General features: G+C 67.5%; 22 protein-coding genes. 18 read left to right on the top strand and 4 right to left on the bottom strand.

Going from position 1 to position 23,258, the window contains the following annotated elements; translation table 11 throughout:
* Window positions 1-27: 27 nt before the first annotated feature.
* The 18 genes from gyrA (at window position 28) to mnhG (ending at window position 19,425) form a co-directional block, all read left to right on the top strand.
* Window positions 28-2,673, top strand: coding sequence for a DNA gyrase subunit A (gene gyrA, locus QRN67_RS12095; protein ID WP_285411976.1), 2,646 nt, complete (start codon window positions 28-30; stop codon window positions 2,671-2,673).
* Window positions 2,670-3,251, top strand: coding sequence for a DUF2059 domain-containing protein (locus QRN67_RS12100; protein ID WP_081266807.1), 582 nt, complete (start codon window positions 2,670-2,672; stop codon window positions 3,249-3,251). Before gyrA ends, QRN67_RS12100 begins: the two co-directional genes overlap by 4 nt.
* A 69-nt stretch (window positions 3,252-3,320) precedes the next feature.
* Complete coding sequence (gene serC, locus QRN67_RS12105; protein WP_285412289.1) at window positions 3,321-4,388, top strand: 3-phosphoserine/phosphohydroxythreonine transaminase; 1,068 nt, start codon at window positions 3,321-3,323, stop codon at window positions 4,386-4,388.
* Between the two features lie 29 nt (window positions 4,389-4,417).
* A complete protein-coding gene (pheA, locus tag QRN67_RS12110; protein ID WP_081266809.1) occupies window positions 4,418-5,542 on the top strand; it encodes a prephenate dehydratase in 1,125 nt (374 codons plus the stop codon).
* Window positions 5,543-5,562: 20 nt separating this feature from the next.
* Window positions 5,563-6,453: a prephenate dehydrogenase gene (locus tag QRN67_RS12115; protein WP_285411977.1), complete on the top strand. Its 891-nt coding sequence runs from the start codon at window positions 5,563-5,565 to the stop codon at window positions 6,451-6,453.
* 1 nt (window position 6,454) lies between these two features.
* Window positions 6,455-8,467, top strand: coding sequence for a bifunctional 3-phosphoshikimate 1-carboxyvinyltransferase/cytidylate kinase (locus QRN67_RS12120; RefSeq protein WP_285411978.1), 2,013 nt, complete (start codon window positions 6,455-6,457; stop codon window positions 8,465-8,467).
* A 204-nt stretch (window positions 8,468-8,671) separates the two neighbouring features.
* On the top strand, window positions 8,672-10,360 hold the full coding sequence (gene rpsA, locus QRN67_RS12125; RefSeq protein ID WP_081266812.1) for a 30S ribosomal protein S1: 1,689 nt from the start codon (window positions 8,672-8,674) through the stop codon (window positions 10,358-10,360).
* A 71-nt stretch (window positions 10,361-10,431) separates the two neighbouring features.
* Window positions 10,432-10,758, top strand: coding sequence for an integration host factor subunit beta (locus tag QRN67_RS12130; protein ID WP_081266813.1), 327 nt, complete (start codon window positions 10,432-10,434; stop codon window positions 10,756-10,758).
* 57 nt (window positions 10,759-10,815) lie between these two features.
* The gene (locus QRN67_RS12135) at window positions 10,816-11,154 is read left to right on the top strand and encodes a LapA family protein (protein ID WP_081266814.1); all 339 of its coding nucleotides are present in this window, start codon (window positions 10,816-10,818) and stop codon (window positions 11,152-11,154) included.
* A complete protein-coding gene (gene lapB / locus QRN67_RS12140) occupies window positions 11,144-12,313 on the top strand; it encodes a lipopolysaccharide assembly protein LapB (RefSeq protein WP_106935179.1) in 1,170 nt (389 codons plus the stop codon). The genes QRN67_RS12135 and lapB overlap by 11 nt, the downstream gene beginning before the upstream one ends.
* A 137-nt stretch (window positions 12,314-12,450) precedes the next feature.
* Complete coding sequence (locus tag QRN67_RS12145; protein WP_081266816.1) at window positions 12,451-12,768, top strand: ComEA family DNA-binding protein; 318 nt, start codon at window positions 12,451-12,453, stop codon at window positions 12,766-12,768.
* 76 nt (window positions 12,769-12,844) lie between these two features.
* Window positions 12,845-13,222: a fluoride efflux transporter CrcB gene (gene crcB, locus QRN67_RS12150; protein ID WP_081266817.1), complete on the top strand. Its 378-nt coding sequence runs from the start codon at window positions 12,845-12,847 to the stop codon at window positions 13,220-13,222.
* A gap of 76 nt (window positions 13,223-13,298) precedes the next feature.
* A complete protein-coding gene (locus tag QRN67_RS12155) occupies window positions 13,299-16,247 on the top strand; it encodes a monovalent cation/H+ antiporter subunit A (protein WP_106935180.1) in 2,949 nt (982 codons plus the stop codon).
* On the top strand, window positions 16,247-16,597 hold the full coding sequence (locus tag QRN67_RS12160; protein WP_106935181.1) for a Na+/H+ antiporter subunit C: 351 nt from the start codon (window positions 16,247-16,249) through the stop codon (window positions 16,595-16,597). The genes QRN67_RS12155 and QRN67_RS12160 overlap by 1 nt, the downstream gene beginning before the upstream one ends.
* Before the next feature lie 41 nt (window positions 16,598-16,638).
* Window positions 16,639-18,309 carry a monovalent cation/H+ antiporter subunit D gene (locus QRN67_RS12165; protein ID WP_285412290.1) on the top strand — a complete coding sequence of 557 codons (1,671 nt, stop codon included), beginning with the start codon at window positions 16,639-16,641 and terminating at the stop codon, window positions 18,307-18,309.
* The gene (locus tag QRN67_RS12170) at window positions 18,306-18,797 is read left to right on the top strand and encodes a Na+/H+ antiporter subunit E (protein WP_081266820.1); all 492 of its coding nucleotides are present in this window, start codon (window positions 18,306-18,308) and stop codon (window positions 18,795-18,797) included. The genes QRN67_RS12165 and QRN67_RS12170 overlap by 4 nt, the downstream gene beginning before the upstream one ends.
* The gene (locus QRN67_RS12175) at window positions 18,794-19,072 is read left to right on the top strand and encodes a K+/H+ antiporter subunit F (protein ID WP_081266821.1); all 279 of its coding nucleotides are present in this window, start codon (window positions 18,794-18,796) and stop codon (window positions 19,070-19,072) included. The genes QRN67_RS12170 and QRN67_RS12175 overlap by 4 nt, the downstream gene beginning before the upstream one ends.
* Window positions 19,069-19,425: a monovalent cation/H(+) antiporter subunit G gene (gene mnhG, locus QRN67_RS12180; RefSeq protein ID WP_081266822.1), complete on the top strand. Its 357-nt coding sequence runs from the start codon at window positions 19,069-19,071 to the stop codon at window positions 19,423-19,425. The genes QRN67_RS12175 and mnhG overlap by 4 nt, the downstream gene beginning before the upstream one ends.
* 19 nt (window positions 19,426-19,444) lie before the next feature.
* Here the strand turns inward: mnhG and QRN67_RS12185 are convergent, their stop codons facing one another.
* Genes QRN67_RS12185 through QRN67_RS12200 form a run of 4 tightly spaced genes read right to left on the bottom strand, consistent with a single transcriptional unit; the run spans window position 19,445 to window position 23,249 of the window.
* Window positions 19,445-20,467 carry an XdhC family protein gene (locus QRN67_RS12185; RefSeq protein WP_081266823.1) on the bottom strand — a complete coding sequence of 341 codons (1,023 nt, stop codon included), beginning with the start codon at window positions 20,465-20,467 and terminating at the stop codon, window positions 19,445-19,447.
* 19 nt (window positions 20,468-20,486) lie between these two features.
* Window positions 20,487-21,080 (bottom strand): SRPBCC family protein, encoded by a 594-nt coding sequence (locus tag QRN67_RS12190; RefSeq protein ID WP_081266824.1) that lies wholly within the window; start codon window positions 21,078-21,080, stop codon window positions 20,487-20,489.
* Window positions 21,081-21,116: 36 nt separating this feature from the next.
* Complete coding sequence (locus QRN67_RS12195; protein WP_285411980.1) at window positions 21,117-22,331, bottom strand: vWA domain-containing protein; 1,215 nt, start codon at window positions 22,329-22,331, stop codon at window positions 21,117-21,119.
* Window positions 22,332-22,346: 15 nt separating this feature from the next.
* Window positions 22,347-23,249 carry an AAA family ATPase gene (locus QRN67_RS12200; protein WP_106935185.1) on the bottom strand — a complete coding sequence of 301 codons (903 nt, stop codon included), beginning with the start codon at window positions 23,247-23,249 and terminating at the stop codon, window positions 22,347-22,349.
* Window positions 23,250-23,258 lie beyond the last annotated feature (9 nt).

Genomic DNA, 23,258 nt, shown 5'->3' on the forward strand with positions numbered 1-23,258 from the left:
CACCTTCCTGCCGCCAGCACCTCGTTCATGACCTCCTTCGCAAAAGAAACCCTGCCCATCAGTCTTGAAGAGGAAATGCGCAGCAGCTATCTCGATTACGCCATGAGCGTGATCGTCGGCCGAGCGCTTCCCGACGCCCGTGACGGCCTCAAGCCAGTACACCGGCGCGTGCTCTACGCGATGCACGAACTCAACAACGACTGGAACCGGCCGTACAAGAAGTCCGCCCGCATCGTCGGTGACGTGATCGGTAAGTACCACCCGCACGGCGACCAGTCGGTCTACGACACCATCGTCCGGCTGGCCCAGGACTTCTCCATGCGCCACATGCTGGTCGACGGCCAGGGCAACTTCGGGTCGGTCGATGGAGACAACGCGGCCGCAATGCGTTATACGGAAATCCGGCTGGCCAAAATTGCGCACGAAATGCTGGCCGATATCGACAAGGAAACTGTCGACTTCCAGGACAATTACGACGGCTCTGAAAAAGAGCCGAAGGTGCTGCCGAGCCAGCTGCCCAATTTGCTTGTGAATGGCTCGGGCGGTATTGCGGTCGGCATGGCCACCAATATCCCGCCGCACAACCTGAACGAGGTCGTCGACGCCTGCCTCTACCTGCTTCGCAACCCCGAAGCCTCCATCGACGAATTGATGGAAATCGTGCCGGCGCCCGACTTCCCCACCGCCGGCATCATCTACGGCATCAACGGCGTGAAGGACGGCTACCGCACCGGCCGCGGCAAGGTCGTGATGCGCGCCAAGTGCCACTTCGAGGACATCGACCGCGGCCAGCGCCAGGCGATCATCGTCGACGAACTCCCCTACCAGGTCAACAAGAAGACGCTGCAGGAGCGCATGGCCGAGCTGGTGCACGAGAAGAAGATCGAAGGCATCAGCCACATCCAGGACGAGTCCGACAAGTCGGGCATGCGCCTGGTGATCGAGCTCAAGCGCGGCGAAGTGCCCGAAGTCGTGCTCAACAACCTCTACAAGCAGACTCAGCTGCAGGACACCTTCGGCATCAACATGGTGGCGCTGGTCGACGGCCAGCCCAAGCTGTGCAACCTGAAGGACCTGATCCAGGTCTTCCTGCAGCACCGCCGCGAAGTGGTCACGCGCCGCACCGTCTTCAACCTGCGCAAGGCACGCGAGCGCGGCCATGTGCTCGAAGGCCTGGCAGTGGCGCTGGCGAACATCGACGAGTTCATCCGCATCATCCGCGAATCGCCCACGCCGCCGGTCGCCAAGGCCGAGCTCATGACGCGCAGCTGGGACAGCAAGCTGGTGCGCGAGATGCTCACGCGCTCGCGCACCGACGGCGGCGTGATCAACGCCGACGACTACCGCCCCGAGGGCCTCGAGCGCCAGTACGGCATGGGCGGCGACGGCCTCTATCGCCTCTCGGACACGCAAGCCCAGGAAATCCTGCAGATGCGCCTGCAGCGCCTGACCGGCCTCGAGCAGGACAAGATCGTGGCCGAGTACAAGGACGTCATGGCCGAGATCGACGACCTGCTCGACATCCTGGCCAAGCCCGAGCGCGTCTCGACCATCATCGGCGACGAGCTGGGCACCATCAAGCAGGAGTTCGGCCAGTCGAAGGTCGGCGCGCGCCGCAGCCTGGTGGAGCACAGCGCCTACGACCTCTCGACCGAAGACCTGATCACCCCGACCGACATGGTGGTGACGCTCTCGCACAGCGGCTACATCAAGAGCCAGCCGCTGGGCGAGTACCGCGCCCAGAAGCGCGGCGGCCGCGGCAAGCAGGCCACGGCCACCAAGGAAGACGACTGGATCGACCAGCTCTTCATCGCCAACACGCACGACTACATCCTGTGCTTCTCGAACCGCGGCCGGCTCTACTGGCTCAAGGTGTGGGAAGTGCCTGCGGGTTCGCGCGGCTCGCGCGGCCGTCCGATCGTCAACATGTTCCCGCTGCAGGAAGGCGAGAAGATCAACGTCGCCCTCGCCCTCACCGGTGAAAAGCGCACCTTCCCGGCCGACCAGTATGTGTTCATGGCAACCTCGATGGGCACCGTCAAGAAGACCGCGCTCGACGAGTTCAACAACCCGCGCAAGGGCGGCATCATTGCCGTGAACCTGGACGAGGGCGACTACCTGATCGGCGCCGCCCTGACCGACGGCAAGCACGACGTGATGCTCTTCAGCGACGGCGGCAAGGCCGTGCGCTTCGACGAGGAAGACGTCCGCCCGCTGGGCCGCAACGCGCGGGGCGTGCGGGGCATGTCGCTCGACCCGGGCCAGGGCGTGATCGCCATGCTGGTGGCCGAGGACGAGCAGCAAAGCGTGCTCACCGCGACCGAAAACGGTTACGGAAAACGCACAAGCATTACGGAATACACGCGCCACGGCCGCGGAACCAAAGGCATGATCGCGATTCAACAGAGTGAGCGCAACGGCAAGGTCGTTGCCGCCACACTCGTGCATTCGGATGATGAGATCATGCTCATTACCGACAAGGGCGTGCTTGTACGCACGCGGGTTGCCGAGATTCGCGAACTGGGTCGTGCGACGCAAGGCGTCACGCTGATCGGACTCGACGAAGGCGCCAAACTCAGCGGGCTGCAACGTATCGTCGAAAACGACGCGAATGGCGAAACCGAGCCTGACGCGGACGATACTTCCTCATCTTCAACGGAGAATCCTCAGTGAAAAAAATCAAACTCGCACTTCTGACGGTCGCCCTGGCCAGCAGTTCGATGGCCGCAATGGCCCAGGACAAGGCCACGCTCATCAAGCAGTTCATCGACATCCAGCGCCCCGGCATCGAATCGCTGGCGCGCGGCCTGGTCGAGCAATCGAGCGCTCCGATCGCACAGGCGGGTTCGCAGTACCTGCAGACGCAGGTGCCGGAAGCCAAGCGCGAGTCTGCCGCCAAGGCTGCCGACGCCGAGCTGAAGAAATACTTCGACGACGCCTACCCGATCGTGCGCGACAAGGCAGTGCAGCTGGCTCCTGGCGCCCTGACCCCGCTGCTCGAGCAGAACTTCAGCGAAGACGAGCTCAAGCAACTGCTGGCCTGGATCAACTCGCCCCTGAGCAAGAAGTACCAGGAGCTGAACCCGAAGATGCAGACCGCACTGACGGAAAAGCTGGTGGCCGACACGCGCGCCACCATCGAACCGAAGATGCGCGCACTCGACGAGAACGTCGCCAAGGCACTCGGCGCCCCGACCGATGCCGCCGCCCCCGCCGCCAAGGCCCCGGCCAAGGCACCAGCCAAGAAGTAAAGCAACGTGACCCAGCAGCAGACGCCGGCCGGCAAGCGCCCCTACAACTTTTCGGCCGGCCCGGCTGCCATGCCGGAGGCGGTGCTGCAACGCGCCGCCTCCGAAATGCTCGACTGGCACGGCAGCGGCATGAGCGTGATGGAAATGAGCCATCGCGGCAAGGAATTCGGCTCGATCTGCACGCAGGCCGAAGCCGACATCCGCACGCTGCTGGCCGTGCCCTCCAATTTCCACATCCTGTTCATGCAGGGTGGCGGCCTCGGCGAGAACGCCATCGTTCCGCTGAACCTGTCGCGCGGCAAGACCGCCGACTTCGTCATTACCGGCAGCTGGAGCACCAAGTCGCACAAGGAAGCGCAGCGCTACTGCACCGCGCGCGTGGCCGCGAGCAATGCCGACGACCAGCACACCAGATTGCCCGATCCCGCGACCTGGCAGCTGTCCAAGGACGCCTCGTACGTGCACGTGTGCTCCAACGAGACCATCAACGGCATCGAGTTCCAGCAGCTGCCCGACCTGGCGGCGCTCGGCAGCAATGCCCCGCTGGTCATCGATTTCTCTTCGCACGTTGCCTCGCGCAGCGTCGACTGGAGCCGCGTGGGCCTGGCCTTCGGCGGCGCGCAGAAGAACCTCGGCCCGGCCGGCCTGACGATCGTCGTCGTGCGCGACGACCTGCTCGGCCACGCGCTCGAGATTTGCCCGAGCGCGTTCAACTACAAGACCGTGGCCGACAACAACTCCATGTACAACACCCCGCCGACCTGGGGCATTTACATGGCGGGGCTCACGTTCCAGTGGCTGCTGCAGCAAAAGGAAGGCGACCTCACGGGCGTCGCGGCCATCGAGCAGCGCAACATCGCCAAGGCGAAGCTGCTGTACGACTACATCGACGGCTCCGACTTCTACGCCAACCGCATCGAACCCGGCTGCCGCTCGCGCATGAACGTGCCGTTCTTCCTGGCGGACGAAGGGCGCAACGAAGCCTTCCTGGCCGGTGCGCGCGAAGCCGGGCTGCTGCAGCTCAAGGGGCACAAGTCGGTCGGCGGCATGCGCGCCAGCATTTACAACGCCATGCCGCTGGAAGGGGTGCAGGCGCTGGTGGGCTACATGCGAGAATTCGAGCGATCGCATGCCTAGGCGCATGCTCCGCTCAGTTGCCCGCACCGATGACCGCCTCCGCCCCCACACCACCCTCTTCACCTTCCGATAACTCCGAGAGCCTGGCCGATCTGCGCGTGCAGATCGACTCGCTCGACCAGCGCCTGCTCAGCCTGCTCAACGAGCGGGCCCACGTGGCCGAGCTGGTCGGCGAGGTCAAGAAGCGCGAGGGCACGCCGTTCTTCCGCCCCGATCGCGTGGCGCAGGTCATCGACAAGATGCAGAAGAGCAACGGCGGTCCGCTCAAGGACCTCCACGTGGCGGCCATCTGGCGCGAAATCATGTCGGCCTGCCTGGCGCTCGAATCGCCGCAGCGCGTCGCCGTGCTGGGCCCCGAGGGCACCTTCTGCGAACAGGCCGCCATCGAGTACTTCGGCGGCGCCGCCGACCTGATCTACTGCGCCAGCTTCGACGAAGTTTTCCACGCCACGGCCGCCGGCAGCGCCCAGTACGGCGTGGTCGGCGTCGAGAACTCGACCGAAGGCGTGGTCACGCGCTCGCTCGACCTGTTCCTGCACTCGCCCACCCATGTCGTCGGCGAAGTCAGCCTGCTGGTGCGCCACCACCTCCTGCGCAGCAGCAACTCGCTCGAAGGCGTGGAAGCCGTGCTGGCCCATCCGCAGGCGCTGGCCCAGTGCCAGACCTGGCTGTCCAAGCACCTGCCGAATGCCGAACGGCGCGCCGTGTCGAGCAACGCCGAGGGCGCCCGCCTCGCGTCGACCAATCCGGCCTGGGCCGCGCTGGCCGGCGAACGCGCCGCCACCCGCTTCGGCCTGCACATCGTGGCGCACGCCATCCAGGACGATTCCTACAACCGCACCCGCTTCTCCGTCATCTGCCTGCCGCAGACGCTGGCCATGCCGCCGGCCTCGGGCCGCGACTGCACCAGCCTGATCGTCTCGGTGCCGAACCGGCCCGGCGCGGTGCACGACCTGCTGGTTCCGCTGAAGGCCAACAACGTGTCGATGACCCGCTTCGAGTCGCGCCCCGCGCGCACCGGCCAGTGGGAGTACTACTTCTACATCGACCTCGACGGCCACCCCTCGCAGCCCAACGTGGCCGCGGCCCTGGCCGAACTGCGCGGACTCTGCGCCTTCTACAAGGTGCTGGGCGCCTACCCCGTCAAGTCCTGAGCGGCAGGCAGACACACAGCATGTTCGAACAACTGGGACTGATCGGCTGCGGCCTGATGGGCGGCTCCTTCGCGCTCGCGCTCAAGCGCGCGAAGCTGGTGAAACGCGTGGTGGGCTACAGCAAGTCGCCCTCCACCACCGAGCGGGCACGCCAGCTCGGCGTGATCGACGTGGCGGCGCCTTCGGCGCTGCTGGCGGTGTCGGGCGCCGACATCGTGCTGCTGGCGGTGCCGGTGGCCGCATCGGAAGCCACGTTCAAGGCCATCCGCCATGGCATCGCAAGCGAAACGCTCGTGATGGACGTCGGCTCGACCAAGGGCGACGTGATCGAAGCCGCCCGCAACGGGCTGCAGCGGCAGTTCGCGAACTTCGTGCCGGCACACCCGATCGCGGGCAAGGAACTGTCGGGCATCGAGCATGCCGAGGCCTCGCTCTTCAGCGGCCGCCAGGTCGTGCTGACCCCTGTGAAGACCACGCTGCGCTCCAACGTGCAGCGGGCCTCGCAGGTGTGGAGCGGCATCGGCGCGCATGTGGTCACCATGACGCACGAAGAGCACGACGCCGCCTTCGCCGCCGTGAGCCACCTGCCGCACCTGCTGGCCTTCGCATACACCAACGCCATCGCCAGCCAGCCCCAGGGCGACCGCTTCCTGAGCCTCGCGGGCCCGGGCTTCCGCGATTTCTCGCGCATTGCCGCAAGCGACCCGGTGATGTGGCGCGACGTGCTGCTGGCCAACCGCGAACAGGTGCTGCAGCAGTCGCAGGCTTTTCGCAAGGCGCTGCAAGACCTCGAGGCACTGATGACGGCGGGCGACCTGCAAGGGCTAGAGCAATCCATCGCCACCGCCAGCAAGGCCCGCGCGGCCTGGAAGCCGGCCACCGACACCTCGTCGCAGCAGCAGGACAACTGAGATGTTCTCCACCACCTTCCTCGACCTGCCGGCCCTCGCGGGCGCGGCCGGCACGGTGCGGCTGCCGGGTTCCAAGAGCATCTCCAACCGCGTGCTGCTGCTGGCGGCGCTCGCCAGCGGCACCACCACCATCCACGACCTGCTCGATTCCGACGACACGCGCGTGATGCTCACCGCGCTGCGCGCGCTCGGCTGCGGCATCGATCCGGACGGCAACACCCTGCGCATCACCGGCCTCGGCGGCCAGCTCCAGCCCAGCGAGACGCTGCTGCCGCTGTTCCTCGGCAACGCCGGTACCGCGATGCGTCCGCTGACTGCGGCGCTGTCGCTGCTGGGCGGCGAGTTCGAGCTCAGCGGCGTGCCGCGCATGCACGAGCGCCCGATCGGCGACCTCGTCGACGCACTGACCCAGCTCGGCTGCCGCATCGACTACCTCGGCAACCCCGGCTATCCGCCGCTGCGCATCCACCCGGTGCCGCACGGCGAACTGGCGCTCGATGCGCCGATCCGCGTGCGGGGCGACGTGTCGAGCCAGTTCCTGACCGCGCTGCTGCTGGCATTGCCGCTGGCTGCCGCCAACGACATCGTGATCGAGGTGGTCGGCGAGCTGATCTCCAAGCCCTACATCGAGATCACGCTGAACCTGCTGGCGCGCTTCGGCATCCATGTGCGCCGCGACGGCTGGGAACGCTTCACCATTCCTGCCGGCAGCCAGTACAGCTCGCCCGGCGACATCCACGTCGAGGCCGATGCTTCTTCCGCCAGCTATTTCATAGCACTGGGCGCCATCGCGACCGGCGTTTCCGGCAGGAACGGCATCCGCATCGAGGGCGTGGGCGCCGATTCGATCCAGGGCGACATCCGCTTCATCGACGCAGCCCGCCAGATGGGCGCGCAGGTCGACAGCGGCCCCAACTGGCTCGAAGTGCGCCGCGGCGCCTGGCCGCTCAAGGCCATCGACATCGACGCCAACCACATCCCCGACGCGGCGATGACGCTGGCCGTCATGGCGCTGTATGCCGACGGCCCGACCACGCTGCGCAACATCGCGAGCTGGCGCGTGAAGGAAACCGACCGCATCGACGCCATGGCCAACGAGCTGAAGAAGCTCGGTGCCGCCGTCGAGGCCGGGCCGGACTTCATCCGCGTGTACCCGTTGGACCAGGCCGGCTGGCGTCCCGCGAGCATCCACACCTACGACGACCACCGCGTGGCCATGTGCTTCTCGCTCGCGGCGTTCAACCCGGCGGGCGTGCCGGTGCGCATCCTCGATCCGCATTGCGTCGCCAAGACCTTCCCCGACTATTTCGAGACCCTGTTCTCGGTGGCCGAGGCCACGGAGGTGCCGGTGATCTGCATCGACGGCCCGACCGCCTCCGGCAAAGGCACGCTGGCGGCCGAAGTGGCGCGGCTGCTGGGCTACCACTACCTCGATTCGGGCTCGCTCTATCGCGTGACAGGCCTGGCCATGCGCCGCGCCGGCCTGAGCGCCGACGCCCAGCACGAAGCGCAGATCGCCGCCCTCGCCGCCGGCCTGCCCCTGCAATTCACCGAGGGCAAGGTGCTGCTGGCCGGCGAAGACGTCAGCGACGAGATCCGCACCGAGGCGGCCGGCATGGACGCCTCCCGCGTCTCCACGCTGCCCGCCGTGCGCGCGGCGCTGCTGGCCCTGCAGCAGCGTTTTCGCCAGTTGCCCGGGCTGGTGGCCGACGGCCGCGACATGGGCACCGTGATCTTCCCCGACGCGGCGCTCAAGGTGTTCCTCACGGCCAGCGCCGCCGAGCGCGCCGAACGGCGCCATAAGCAGTTGATTTCAAAGGGTATTTCGACTACACTCGACAGTCTTCGCTCCGACTTGGAAGCGCGTGACGCCCGGGATTCCTCCCGCAGCGTCGCCCCCCTCAAGCCGGCGCAGGACGCCCGCCACCTCGACAACTCCCAGCTGTCCATCGAGCAATCGATCGACCAGGTGTTGGACTGGTGGCAGCAAGTACAGCCTTTCAAGTCCGCTTGAAAAGCTGGCGCCAGACGGAATATCCAAAGGCGCATACCGCTCCAGCAGGCTCTCTTCGCGCGACAGCGCACCGGCCTGCTGGTTGTTCAACCAACCCGGGTTTATATCCAAAAAGCCCACAAAACCGCCGTCTACAGACCCACAGCAGCCGCACGCAATTTCGCATGAGCGCCTGCCAACCCTGCCTGACGGAAGGAACCATAAATGTCTGAATCTTTTGCCGACCTATTCGAAGAGTCCCTGAAGCGTTCCGAAATGCGCACCGGCGAGGTCATCACGGCCGAAGTCGTGCGTGTCGAACACAACCACGTCGTCGTCAACGCCGGTCTGAAGTCCGAAGCGTATGTGCCGATCGAAGAGTTCAAGAACGACAAGGGCGAACTCGAAGTTCAGGCCGGCGATTTCGTTTCCGTTGCCATCGGCAGCGTTGAAAACGGCTACGGCGACACCATCCTCTCGCGCGACACCGCCAAGCGTCTGGCTTCGTGGCTCGCCCTGGAGAAGGCACTGGAATCGGGCGACTTCGTCACCGGCACCACCAGCGGCAAGGTCAAGGGCGGCCTCACGGTCCTGGTCAACGGCATCCGCGCGTTCCTGCCGGGCTCGCTGATCGACACGCGTCCGATCAAGGACCTGACCCCGTACGAGAACAAGACCCTCGAATTCAAGGTCATCAAGCTCGACCGCAAGCGCAACAACGTCGTGCTGTCGCGCCGTGCCGTGGTCGAAGCCAGCATGGGCGAAGAACGCGCCAAGCTGATGGAAACGCTGAAGGAAGGCGCAGTCGTGCGCGGCGTGGTCAAGAACATCACCGAATACGGTGCGTTCGTGGACCTCGGCGGCATCGACGGCCTGCTGCACATCACCGACATGGCATGGCGCCGTGTCCGCCACCCGAGCGAAGTCGTTCAGGCCGGCCAGGAAATCACCGCCAAGATCCTCAAGTTCGACACCGAGAAGAACCGTGTCTCGCTGGGTCTCAAGCAAATGGGCGACGACCCGTGGATGGGCGTTTCGCGCCGCTACCCGCAATCGACCCGCCTGTTCGGCAAGGTCACGAACATTGCCGACTACGGCGCGTTCGTCGAACTCGAACCCGGCATCGAAGGCCTGGTGCACGTCTCCGAAATGGACTGGACCAACAAGAACATCGCTCCGAACAAGATCGTCTCGCTGGGCGACGAAGTCGAAGTCATGGTCCTGGAAATCGACGAAGACAAGCGCCGCATCAGCCTGGGCATGAAGCAGTGCAAGGCCAACCCGTGGCAAGAGTTCGCCCAGAACACGAAGCGTGGCGACCGCGTCAAGGGCCCGATCAAGTCGATCACCGACTTCGGCGTGTTCGTGGGTCTGGCTGCCGGCATCGACGGCCTGGTTCACCTCTCGGACCTCTCGTGGAACGAAGCCGGCGAAACCGCCGTTCGCAACTACAAGAAGGGCCAGGAAGTCGAAGCGATCGTGCTGGCAGTCGACGTCGACCGCGAGCGCATCTCGCTGGGCATCAAGCAGCTCGACAGCGACCCGTTCACCACGTTCACCACCGTGAACGACAAGGGCCAGATCGTGACCGGCAAGGTCAAGACGGTTGACGCCCGCGGCGCTGAAATCGACCTCGGCGAAGACATCATCGGCTACCTGCGTGCTTCGGAAATCTCGCGCGACCGCGTCGAAGATGCCCGCAACGTGCTGAAGGAAGGCGACGAAGTCACCGCCATCGTCGTGAATGTGGATCGCAAGACCCGCAACATCCAGCTGTCGATCAAGCAGAAGGACATGGTCGACGAACAAGGCGCCATGGCCAGCCTGAGCCAGCAGTCGGCACGCGAAAACGCGGGCACGACCAGCCTGGGCGCACTGCTGCGCGCCAAGCTCGACAACAGCGACAACAAGTAAGCTGAGTCCGGAGACAGAGCAGGCCCTGGGGCCGCTCTGTCTTTTTTTTCGTCCACGTTTTTGTTTGGCCCATGACCCGCTCAGACCTCGTCGAAGAACTCGCAGCCCGCTTTGCGCAACTGACGCACCGCGACGCCGAATACGCCGTCAAGACCATCCTCGACGCGATGAGCGACGCCCTGGTGCGCGGGCACCGCATCGAAATCCGTGGCTTCGGCAGCTTCTCGGTCAACCGCCGTCCGCCGCGCATCGGCCGCAACCCGCGTTCGGGCGAGAGCGTGCAGATTCCCGAAAAACGAGTGCCGCACTTCAAGCCCGGCAAGGCGCTGCGCGAAGCCGTGGATGCAAAGACGGCCGAGCTCGACGCGGACAAGGAAGCCAAGGCCCGCAAGGCCTGACGCACGGACGATCAGAATGCCTGCAAACGTAGAATGCTCCCGGCAACGGGAACGGCTATGAAATACCTCCTGTGGCTGCTCAAGGCAGCCATTTTTTTTACGCTATTCGCCTTCGCGCTGAACAACCAGCACGACGCGACCGTCTATTTCTTCTTCGGCACCTACTGGCGCGCACCACTGGTGCTCGTCGTGCTCGCGGCCTTTGCCGGCGGGCTCGTGGTGGGTGCGCTCGGCATGCTGCCGGGCTGGTGGAAACACCGTACCGCGGCGGCGCAGTTGCCTGCAGTCCCCGCCGAAGCACCGTCCCCCGCGGCATCGGCGGCCGTGGCCGCTCCTGCAGCGGCCCAGCCCACTTCCGCCCCCGACCTTCCCGCCGTACGTCAACATGGACTTTGATCCCAGCTGGCTGCTGATCGGCCTGCCCATCGCCTTCGTGCTGGGCTGGCTCGCATCGCGCTTCGACATCCGCCAGCTCAAGCTCGAGAATAGGCAAGCCCCCAAGGCCTACTTCCGCGGCTTGAACTTCCTGCTCAACGAGCAGCAGGACCAGGCCATCGACGCCTTCATCGAGGCCGTACAGAACGACCCCGACACACAGGAGTTGCACTTCGCCCTCGGCAACCTGTTCCGCCGCCGCGGCGAATACCAGCGCGCCGTGCGCGTGCATGAGCACCTGCTAGGCCGTGGCGACCTGAGCCGCAGCGACCGCGAACGCGCGCAGCACGCCCTGGCGCAAGACTTCCTGCGCGCCGGCCTGCTCGATCGCGCCGAAGCCGCATTGCAGAAGCTCGAAGGCACGCGCTACGAGAACGAGGCCCGCCTGTCGCTGCTGGCCATCTACGAGCGCTCGCGCGAATGGGCGCAGGCCGCCGACGTGGCCCAGAAGCTCGACGAATCGGATCAGGCCAGCTACGCCACGCGCCGCGCACACCACCTGTGCGAGCAGGCCACCGAGCGCGTGGCTGCCAGCGACCTGCCCGGCGCCACCAAGCTGCTCGCGCAGGCCGTCGAGCTGGCGCCGCAGGCACCGCGTCCCGCCATCGACACCGCCAACCTCCAGCTGCGCAAGAGCGAACCGGCAGCGGCCTTCGACACCCTCGTGGCGCTCAGCGAAACCGCGCCGCTCGCGCTGCCGCTCTATGCCGCCACGCTGCAGCAGGCGGCCGTCGGCGCGCACCGCGAAGGCGAGGCGCTCGCGCTGCTGCAGCGGCGCTATGTCGAATCGCCGTCGATCGACGTGCTCGAGGCGCTGATCGCCCTCGGCGGCAAGCCCACCGCCACCGCCGAAGATCCGCACCCCACGCCGCGCGACGGCTACATCGCCCACCTCGCGCAGCAGCCTTCGCTGGTGGCCGCATCGCGCTGGCTGGCGGGCGAACGCTTCGAGCACGAGCAGTTCCATCCGCAGGTGCAACGGGCGCTCGACCAGGCCACCCGGCCGCTGATGCGCTACCGCTGCGCGGCATGCGGCTTCGAGGCGCACCAGTACTTCTGGCACTGCCCCGGCTGCCAGGCGTGGGACAGCTATCCACCCCGCCGCGTGGAAGAACTCTGACCACAATTCAGAACAATGGTCACCCTGAGGCGATTGCGGCCCCAGGGCGTCAACGCCCCGCTCCCTGATCCCGTTGTGCCCGGGCCGACGTGCTCGTCGGCTGTCTGTCACATCAACAAATCACAGGGAGTTTTCAAATGTTCAAGAAGCTGTTGGCCACCACGGCCATGCTGTTCGCCATCACCTCGTTCGCAGCGGTCGATGCCAACAAGGGCACCGTCGCCGAACTCGACGGCCTCAAGGGTGTGGGGCCCTCCATGTCGAAGCGCATCATCGAAGCGCGCAAGGAAAAGGAATTCAAGGACTGGCCCGACTTCATGCAGCGCGTGAAGGGCGTGAAGGAAAAGAAGGCCGCCAAGCTGTCGGCCGAGGGCCTGACGGTCAACGGCCAGGGCTTCTCCGGCGCGGCCGCCGCGCCGAAGGAAACCAAGGCGGCCAAGGCCTCGAAGTCCTGAGCCTCGCCAGCACATCACGAAGCCGCCTCCGGGCGGCTTTTTCATTTGGGGCGACAGCTTGCGGATAATCCGGCGCATGCTGCTGAATGCCCTTGTCATCTGCCTTGCCGCCTGCGTCGGCGCCCTCATGCGCTGGGGCTTTGCCACCTGGCTCAACCCCGGAGGCGTGCTGCCCTGGGGCACGCTGGCGGTCAACCTGATCGGCGGCTACCTCATCGGCATCGCCATCGGCGTGTTCAACGGCCTGCCGGACATCGACCCGGCCTGGCGCCTGATGGTCATCACCGGCTTCCTCGGCACCCTGACGACCTTCTCCAGTTTCTCGGCCGAGGTCGTCGGCATGCTGATGAACGGCCGGCTCGGCCTCGCGCTGGCCACGCTCATGCTGCACCTGGGCGGCTCGCTGTGCCTCACGTGGCTGGGCTTTCGAACCGTGCAGGCTTTCTCGGCCTGAATGTCCAGAAAACTGCCTTATGTCTTGCGGTTATAGATAAGGCCTTTGATAGGGGCCGCCGATAGAATCAACCACAATGCCCCTGGTCTTTCTCGTCGCACTCCCTTTCATTGCCAGCGTGCTGGCCGCGTTGATGCCCTCCAACGCGCGCAACAGGGAGTCGACGCTCGCGGGGCTCGTGGCGCTGGGCTGCGCCATCCAGGCCGCATGGTTCTTTCCGCAGATCGCGCACGGCAATGTGCTTCGGCAAGAGATCGAATGGCTTCCGGCCCTCGGGCTGAACCTGGTGTTCCGCATGGACGGCTTCGCATGGCTGTTCTGCATGCTGGTGCTGGGCATCGGCGCGCTGGTGGTGCTTTATGCGCGCTACTACATGTCGGCCTCCGACCCGGTGCCGCGATTCTTCTCTTTCTTCCTCGCGTTCATGGGCGCGATGATGGGCGTGGTGCTCTCGGGCAACCTGATCCAGATGGTGCTGTTCTGGGAGCTCACCAGCCTTTTCTCCTTCCTGCTGATCGGCTACTGGCACCACCGCCGCGACGCGCGGCGCGGCGCGCGCATGGCGCTCACCGTCACCGGCGCGGGCGGGCTGTGCCTGCTGGCCGGCGTGCTGGTGCTGGGCCGCATCGTCGGCAGCTACGAGCTCGACGTGGTGCTGGCCTCGGGCGACCTGATCCGCGCGCATGCGCTCTACCCCACCGCGCTGGTGCTGGTGCTGCTGGGCGCCTTCACAAAGAGCGCGCAGTTCCCGTTCCATTTCTGGCTGCCGCGCGCCATGGCCGCGCCTACACCGGTGTCGGCCTACCTGCACTCGGCCACCATGGTGAAGCTGGGCGTGTTCCTGATGGCGCGGCTGTGGCCCGTGCTCTCGGGCACCGAGCAATGGTTCTGGCTGGTGGGCGGTGCCGGCGCCATCACGCTGCTGCTGGGCGGCTTCATCGCCATGTTCCAGCGCGACCTGAAGGCGCTGCTGGCCTACTCGACCATCTCGCACCTGGGGCTCATCACGCTGCTGCTGGGCCTGAACAGCCCGCTGGCCGCCGTGGCCGCTGTCTTCCACGTGATGAACCACGCGACCTTCAAGGCGTCGCTGTTCATGGCGGCCGGCATCATCGACCATGAGACGGGCACGCGCGACATCCGCAAGCTCAGCGGCCTGATGCGGCTGATGCCCATCACGGGCACGCTGGCCATCATCGCCAGCGCCTCGATGGCCGGCGTGCCGCTTCTCAACGGCTTTCTCTCGAAGGAAATGTTCTTCGCCGAGACGGTGTTCATCCAGTCGACGCCGTGGGTCGATTTCAGCCTGCCGGTCATCGCCACCATCGCAGGCGTCTTCAGCGTGGCGTATTCGGCGCGCTTCGTGTTCGACGTGTTCTTCGGCCCGCCCTGCGGCGACGAAGTACCCAAGCACCCGCACGAGCCGCCGCACTGGATGCGCGTGCCGGTCGAGCTGCTGGTGCTGGTGTGCCTGGTGGTGGGCGTGGCGCCGGCGTGGTCGGTCGGCCCGATGCTCGCCGCCGCGGCCACGCCCGTGGTCGGCGGCACGCTGCCGGAATACAGCCTGGCCGTGTGGCACGGCTTCAACCTGCCGCTGGTGATGAGCTTCGTGGCGCTGCTGGGCGGCGCCATGCTGTACCTGCTGCAGCGCCGCCAGCGCGCGGGCGGCGGCCTCGAGAACACCCCCCTGCTGCATCGCTTCGACGGCCAGGTCATCTTCGAGCACCTGCTCGCGCTGCTGAGCGAAACCGGCCGACGCAGCCGCCGCCTGTTCGGCACCAAACGCATGCAGTGGCAATTGCTGTTGCTCGTGGTGGTGGCCGTGGCGGGCGCGGCCGCGTCGCTCTGGGCCACGCCCGCGGCGCCCGGCACGCGCGAGCCGCTGCCCTTCTCGCCGATGTTCGCAATGACCTGGCTCATCGGCGGCACCTGCGCGCTGGCCGCCGCCTGGCAGGCCAAGTTCCACCGGCTCGCGGCGCTGATGCTCGCCTCCGGCGCGGGGCTGGTCTCTTGCGTGACCTACATCTGGTTCTCCGCGCCCGACCTCGCACTGACGCAACTGGTGGTCGAAGCCGTGACCACGGTGCTGATCCTGCTGGGCCTGCGCTGGCTGCCGATGCGCAGCAAGGACGCCGTCCAACCTGCGCGCGCGCGGCTGCGGCCCTGGGGGCGCCGCGGCCGCGACCTGCTGGTGGCCGCCATTGCCGGCGGCGGCATGGCCGCGCTGGCCTGGGCCATGATGACGCGGACCTTCCCGCAGAGCATTTCCCCCTTCTTCCTCGAACGCGCGCTCACCGAAGGCGGCGGCACCAATGTCGTCAACGTGATGCTGGTCGACTTCCGCGGCTTCGACACCTTCGGCGAGATCACGGTGCTGGGCGTGGTCGCGCTCACGGTGTATGCGCTGCTGCGGCGCTTTCGCCCTGCCATCGAATCGATGGCGCTGCCGATCCAGCAGCGCCTGCAGGTCGACGACGGCAGCAGCGACCTGCTGAATCCGCGCCGCGCCAAGGACACCGCCGTCGGCTACCTGATGGTGCCGGCCGTGCTGGTGCGGCTGCTGCTGCCGCTGGCGGTGCTGGTGTCGGTCTACTTCTTCATGCGCGGCCACAACGCGCCGGGCGGCGGCTTCGTCGCCGGGCTGGTGATGTCGGTCGCGCTGGTGCTGCAGTTCATCGTGTCGGGCACCGAGTGGGTGGAAGAGCACCTGCGCATCTACCCGCGCCGCTGGATCGCCATCGGCCTGCTGTTCGCGCTCACCACCGGCAGCGGCGCGGTGGTGTTGGGCTACCCCTTCCTGACCACGCACACCGCGCACCTGCACCTGCCGCTGCTGGGCGAGGTGCACGTGCCCAGCGCCCTCTTCTTCGACATCGGCGTGTTCGCGCTGGTGCTCGGTGCCACCATGCTGATCCTGACCGCGCTGGCCCACCAGTCCATAAGAAGCCACCGCTGGGCCGATGAACAGGCCGAGAAAGAGGCCGAAGCGGCCGCCGCCGTCACCGCCGCCGGGGGGGCTCGCTGATGGAGGCCGTGCTCGCACTCGCCATCGGCGTGCTCACCGGCTCGGGCGTCTACATGCTGCTGCGCCCGCGCACCTTCCAGGTCATCATGGGCCTGACGCTGATCTCCTACGCGGTCAACCTGTTCATCTTCAGCATGGGCCGGCTCAAGGTCGACAGCGAGCCGGTGCTCGTCAAGGGTTTCGAGGCCACGCTGGCCAACACGGCCGACCCGATGCCGCAGGCGCTGGTGCTCACGGCCATCGTGATCGGCTTCGCGATGACAGCGCTGTTCCTCGTCGTGATGCTCGCCTCGCGCGGCCTGACCGGCACCGACCACGTGGACGGTGAAGAGCGGCAGGAGGCGGAGTGAAGGAAGTTTTTCACCTGCTCGACGAGCTGCTCGAGTTCAGCATGCCGCACCTGGTGGCGGTGCCGATCCTGGTGCCCATGCTCACGGCCGCGCTCATGCTGCTGCTGGGCGAGAACCGCCGCCGCGCCAAGTCGGCGCTGAGCGTGGTCTCGGGCCTGGTGGGCCTGCTGGCGGCGCTGGCGCTGCTGCGCTGGGTAAACGCGCCCGAAACCGGCGGCGGCCCCGGCTCCATCGGCGTGTACCTGCCGGGCAACTGGCGCGCGCCCTTCGGCATCGTGCTGGTGGCCGACCGGCTCTCGACCATGATGGTTGCGCTCACCGGCGTCATCGCCTTCGCGGCCTCGATCTATTCCACCTCGCGCTGGGACCGCGCGGGGGTGCACTTCCATCCGCTGCTGCAGCTGCAGCTCATGGGCCTGAATGGCGCATTCCTCACCGGCGACCTGTTCAACCTGTTCGTCTTCTTCGAGGTGATGCTGGCCGCGTCGTACGGCCTGCTGCTGCACGGCTCCGGCCGGCTGCGGGTGCAGGCGGGCCTGCACTACATCGCCATCAACCTCGCGGCGTCTTCGCTGTTCCTGATCGGCGCGGCCATTCTCTATGGCGTGACCGGCACGCTGAACATGGCCGACCTGGGCATGCGCATCGCCGAACTCTCGCCGGGCGACCGTGGCCTGGTGCACGCGGCGGCGGCCATCCTGGCGACCGCCTTCTTCGCCAAGGCCGGCGCATGGCCGCTCAACTTCTGGCTGGTGCCGGCCTACAGCGCGGCGGTCTCCCCGGTGGGCGCGGTGTTCGCGCTGCTGACCAAGCTCGGCATCTACACGATCCTGCGGCTGTGGACCACGCTGTTCGCGCCCGACACCGGCGACTCCGCCGCCTTCGGCCAGGCCGCGCTGGTGGCCGCCGGGCTGGCCACGCTGTTCGTGGGTGCGATCGGCATCGTCGGTACGCAGCGGCTGTCCAACCTTGCGGGCTTCAGCGTGCTGGTGTCCGCCGGCACCCTGCTCGCGGCGGTCGGCCTCGGCCAGCCCGCCGTGTGGGCCGGCGCGCTTTACTACATGCTGAGCTCCACGCTCGCGGTCAGCGCCTTCTTCCTGCTGACCGACATGATCGAGCGCTGGCGCAACGCCGGCATGAGCGTCGCGCCGCACGAGGCGGCGGGCAACGCGCCCTTTCTTGCCGAAGACCTGCGCGCGCTCGCCGACGTGAACCTCGACGACGAGGCGCAGGCGCTCTACGGCCGCGCCATCCCGGCCGGCGTGGCCTTCCTGGGCCTGAGCTTCATGGGCTGCACGCTGCTGCTGGCGGGCCTGCCGCCGCTGTCGGGCTTCATCGGCAAGTTCGCAATGCTCTCGGGGGTGCTCGGGGGCGCGACGCCCGGCACCGCCGGCTGGGCCTTCCTTGCGCTCTTGATCGTCTCGGGATTCCTGTCGCTGATCGCGCTGAGCCGCACCGGCATTCGCCACTTCTGGACCCAGCCGCACGCCAACATGCCCTCGCTGCCCGCGCTCGAAGTGCTGCCCGTGGCGGGCCTGCTGGCGGCCTGCGTGGCGCTCACCGTGTGGGCCGAGCCCGTGATGCGCCATGCCATGGCCACCGCGCAGGGCCTGAAGAACCCGGTGGCCTATCGCCAGGCGGTGTTCGGCGCCCGGCAGGTGCCCAACCCCGTGCCCGCGGCGGAGAAGAAACAGGAAGGCGCGGCCCCATGAAGCGTTTGCTGCCTTCCCCGCCGCTGTCGTTCGCGCTCTTCGTCGTCTGGCTGCTGCTCAACCAGTCGCTCGAAGCGAGCACGCTGGTCTCGGCCGTGATCCTGGCCATTGCGGTGCCTCTGCTGACCGAGAGCCTGCGCCCGGCCGCCGTGCGCATGCGCAGGCCCGGCGTCGCGCTGCGGCTGTCGTTCCTGGTGACCTTCGACATGCTCAAGTCGGCGTACGACGTGGCCCGGCTGCTGCTCACCCGCCGCACGAGCGGCATCGCCTCGAAGTTCGTCCAGATCCCGCTCGACATGCGCGACCCCAACGGGCTGGCCGTGCTAGCGATGATCATGTGCCTCACGCCCGGCACCGCCTGGGGCGAGGTGTCGTTCGACCGCAGCACGCTGCTGATCCACGTGTTCGACCTCGACGACGAGGCCGCCTTCATCGCGATGATCAAGCAGCGCTACGAACGCCCCCTGATGGAGATCTTCGAGTCATGACACCCGTCCTCTTCTGGGCCCTGAAGTTCGCGCTGTTCCTGCTGGCCGTGGCCATGCTGTGCGCGCTCTCGCGGTTGCTGATCGGCCCCACCGCGCAAGACCGCGTCATGGCGCTCGACTGCCTCTACATCAACGGCATGCTCATGATGCTGGTGCTCGGCATCATCTACGCGAGCAACGTCTACTTCGAGGCGGCCATGCTGGTCGCGCTGTTCGGCTTCGTCGGCTCCACGGCCATGGCCAAGTTCCTGCTGCGCGGGGAGGTGATCGAATGAACGATTTCATCATTGGCCCGCTGCCGCTGTGGGCCGAGATCATCACCGCCGTATTCGCCGTGCTGGGCGCGGCCTTCGCGGCCATCGGCTCCTTCGGCCTGCTGCGGATGCCGACCTTCTTCCGCCGCATCCACGCGCCCACGCTGGGCGCGACGGTGGGCGTGTGGTGCATGACCGTTGCCACCATCGTGTATTTCTCGGTGCAGGGCTTCAGCCTGTTCCTGCACGCGGTGCTGATCGTGCTGTTCATCGCGCTCACCGCGCCGATCACCACCATCTTCCTGATGCGCGCGGCGCTGTTCCGCGAACGGCAAAAGGGCGGCGACGTGCCCCCTGAAGCCAAGTCGAACTGAGGCAGCCGCCCGGGCGCGCTCAGCTCGGCTGCAGCTGCTGCATCTCCTTGGCCCGCGCCACCTCCATTTCGCGCGGCAGCGTCACCGCGTTCTTCACCGCAAGAATCTCCGCCATCACGCTCACCGCGATCTCCGGCGGCGTCTTGCTGCCGATGTAGATGCCGATGGGCCCGCGCAGCCGCGCCAGCGATTCGTCGGTCTGGTCGAAGTGCTCGATCATGCGGTCGCGCCGCGCGTCGGCATTGCGCCGCGAGCCGATGGCGCCGACGTAGAAAGCTTCGCTCTGCAGGGCTTCCAGCAACGCCAGGTCGTCGAGCTTGGGGTCGTGCGTGAGCGCCACCACGCAGCTGCGGCGGTCGGGCCGGAAGGCCAGCACCGCGTCGTCGGGCATCTCGGTGGTGATGTGCACCCCGGGCAGCGACCATGCGGTGCGGTATTCGGCGCGCGGGTCGCACAGCGTGACCGCGAAGCCGCTGAACTTGGCCATGGTCGCGAGGTACTCGGCGAGCTGGCCGGCGCCGATCAGCAGCATGCGGTATTCGGGGCCGAAGGTGTTGGTCAGTTCGGTGTCGTTCACCGTGAGCTCGTCGGGCGCCTTGGCTTCCGCCAGCCGCACCGCGCCGGTGGCCAGCGTGACGGTGCGCCGCATGAGCCGGCCCTGCTCCAGTTGCGCCACCAGCAGGTCGAGCGAATCGGCATCGGGCGCGTATTCGAGCAGCAGCTCCAGCGTACCGCCGCAGGGCAGGCCGAAGCGGTGCGCCTCGTCGGCGGTGATGCCGTACTTGACGAGCGCGGGAGGCGCGCCCAGCGGCACGTCCTCGCCCTTGCCGTGGGCATGGCTGTAGCGCGCGATCAGGTCGTCCTCGATGCAGCCGCCCGAGACCGAGCCGACCACCGCGCCGTCTTCGGCCAGGGCCATGATCGAGCCCACGGGCCGCGGCGACGAGCCCCAGGTGCGCACCACGGTCGTCAGCAGCGCGCGCTTGCCGGCACGCCGCCAATCGCGCAGCGTGCGCAGCACCATGACGTCGAGGTTCTCCATGGCTCGCTCCCTCGGTTCCTCAGGCGGCGTCGCCCGGCGGGAGCGAGTCGTCCTTCTTGCCGAGTCCGATCTTCTTCATGAGGCCGGACATGACGCCCGTCTTCTCGGCGGGCGCTTCGGCGCCCTCGGGGGCGGCGGCCGGTGGCGGGCCGTAGCGGCTCTGCATCTCCGCCTCGAAGCGCTTGAAGAAGTCGTCGGCGGTCGACTTGGCCGCGCCGTCGATCAGCCGCTGCCCGAGCTGGGCGATCTTGCCGCCGACCTGGGCCTGTACCGTGTAGTCGAGCTCGCAGCCGGCATCGGGCGCGGCGGCGCCTTCCGACGGCTTGAGCGTGACGCTGGAAGAGCCCTTGGCAAACCCCGCCACGCCGCCCTGCCCCTCGAAGCTCAGCTTGTAGCCGTTGGGCGCCACGATGTCCGACAGCACCACCTTGCCGTTGAACTTGGCCGACACGGGGCCGATCTTCACCGCGAGCGCGACGCTGTAGGTGTTGTCGCCCGTCAGTTCGAACTTGTCGCAGCCGGGAATGCATTTCTTCAGCGTCTCGGGGTCGTTGAGCGCTTCCCAGGCTTGTTGTTGGGTGATGCCGAGGTGGCGGTTTCCGAGCATTTCCATGGTGGGCTTCCTTTTTTTTCGGCGCTGCCGGGCGCGTCAACGTCCGGCTCGCATCAGGGCGGCGAGGCTGGCGGCCAGCTGCTCGAGCGCGTTGAGATTGTGGACCGCGAGCATCGCGTCCGCATGGCGGTGCAGCACGGCGGCCCCACGGGCCAGAGGGGCGTAGCCTTCGAAGCGCAGCAGCGGGTTGAGCCACAGCAGCCGGCGCGAATGGCGCTTGAGCCAGAGCAACTCCTGTTGCAGCACTTCGGGCTCCCCGGTGTCCAGGCCGTCGCTGATCACCAGCACCAGCGTGCGGCGGCCGGTCAGGCGGCGGGCGTGGGCGCGGCGCAGTTCGGCCAGCGAAGCGCCCAGCCGGGTGCCGCCGGCGAAGTCGTCGATGGCCACGCCGGCGGCGACCAGCATGTCGTCGGTGTCGGCCAGCCGGAAGGCGGGCGTCAGGTCGGTCAGGTCGGTGCCGAAGGCGAACACGTCGCGCCGGCCGGCACGGCGGGTTGCCGCATGGAGAAAGGCCAGCAGCAGTCGCGCATAGCGCTCCATCGAGCCCGAGACGTCGACCAGCACCAGCAGCGGCAAGGGCTGTTCGCGGCGCGCCAACCGGGGCAGCCGCAGGATCTCGCCGCCGGTGCGCGCAGCCTCGTGCAGCACGCCGGGCCAGTGCATGCGCGCATGCTGCCGGCCGGCATCGCCCGCCGCGCGCAGGCGGCGCGACGGCAGCGACGGAACCGGCAGCGAGATGTCGCGCGCGAGCCGCTCCACCAGCCGGTATTCGGAAGCGCCGAGCGCGTTGAAGTCGGCATGCTGCAGCCGCTGGCGGTCGCTCGACGTCATGGCGGCGTCGAACTCGATCTCGCGGTCGGGCTTGGCGGGCTCGGCAGGCCTGGCGGCCTTGCGCGGCGCGGTGAGCGCCTCTCGCACGCGCGGGCGGCGCTTCGACGGCTCCGCCTTGCCCTCGGCGGTGGGCAGCATCTGCGCGAGCAGCTTGTTGGCCAGTTCCGGGTCGCGAAACCAGGCGTCGAACAGCTCGCGGAACACCATGCGGTCCTGCTCGCGGCTGACCATCACGGCTTCCATCGCCGCGCCCAGGTCGAGCTTGTCTTCCACGCCCACCAGCGTGGCGGCCTCGGCGGCCAGCGCGATGCGCGCCGCGTCGGTGCGTACGCCGGCACGGCGCAGCGCCCGGCCGAAGGCGGTGATGTTGCCGGCGAGCTTGCCGCTGCGGACGTCGCCGAGTTGCTGGATGCCGGCCATGCGTGCCCAGCGCGCTCAGCGCGCGGCCGGCTCCTCGGGACGCAGCAGGTCGGACGCCAGCTCCTGCGTGAGCGCGGCCACGTCGTCGCGCTGCTTGAACAGGATGCCGGCGGTGTCGACCACCACTTCGGGATCGAGCTCGACGGTGTCTAGCGCGATCAGCGCGCGCGCCCACTCCACGCTCTCGGCAATGCCGGGCGCGCGCTGGAAAGCGTTGACGAACGGCGCCTCGCGCAGCCGCGCGACAAAGGCCGACACCTGCGCCGACAGCTTCTCGCTGGCCTGCGGCACCTGGGCCCGCACGATGGCCAGCTCGCGTTCGCGCTCGGGATAGTCGAGCCAGTGGTAGAGGCAGCGGCGCTTGACCGCGTCGTTGAGCTCGCGCGTGCGGTTGCTCGTGAGGATGGTGACGGGCGGCACCACGGCGCGCACCGTGCCCAGCTCCGGAATGCTCACCTGGTACTCGCCCAGGTACTCGAGCAGGAAGGCCTCGAAGGGCTCGTCGGCGCGGTCCACTTCGTCGATCAGCAGCACGGCCCCCGGCGCGGGGGTCTGCAGTGCCTGCAGAAGGGGGCGGCGGATCAGGTAGTGCGGCTGGTAGACCTCGGCTTCCACGTCGCGCGCGGCGCCCGTCGCTTCGGCCGCGCGCATGTGCAGCAGTTGCGCCGCGTAGTTCCATTCATAGAGCGCCTCGCGCTGCTCCAGCCCGTCGTAGCACTGCAGGCGCAGCAGCTCGCGGTTCAGAGCGGTCGACAACGCCTTGGCCAGCTCGGTCTTGCCCACGCCGGGTTCGCCCTCGAGCAGCAGCGGCCGCTGCAGCTTGAGCGCCAGGAACACGGCCGTCGCCAGGCGCCGGTCGGCGAAGTAGCCGGCCTGCATCAAACCGTCGGAGAGGGAGTCGATGGTCGGAAAGATCATGGCGAAGCG

This window comes from Variovorax sp. efr-133-TYG-130 (assembly GCF_030208835.1).
In the GTDB taxonomy this organism is placed as follows: Bacteria; Pseudomonadota; Gammaproteobacteria; order Burkholderiales; family Burkholderiaceae_C; genus Variovorax.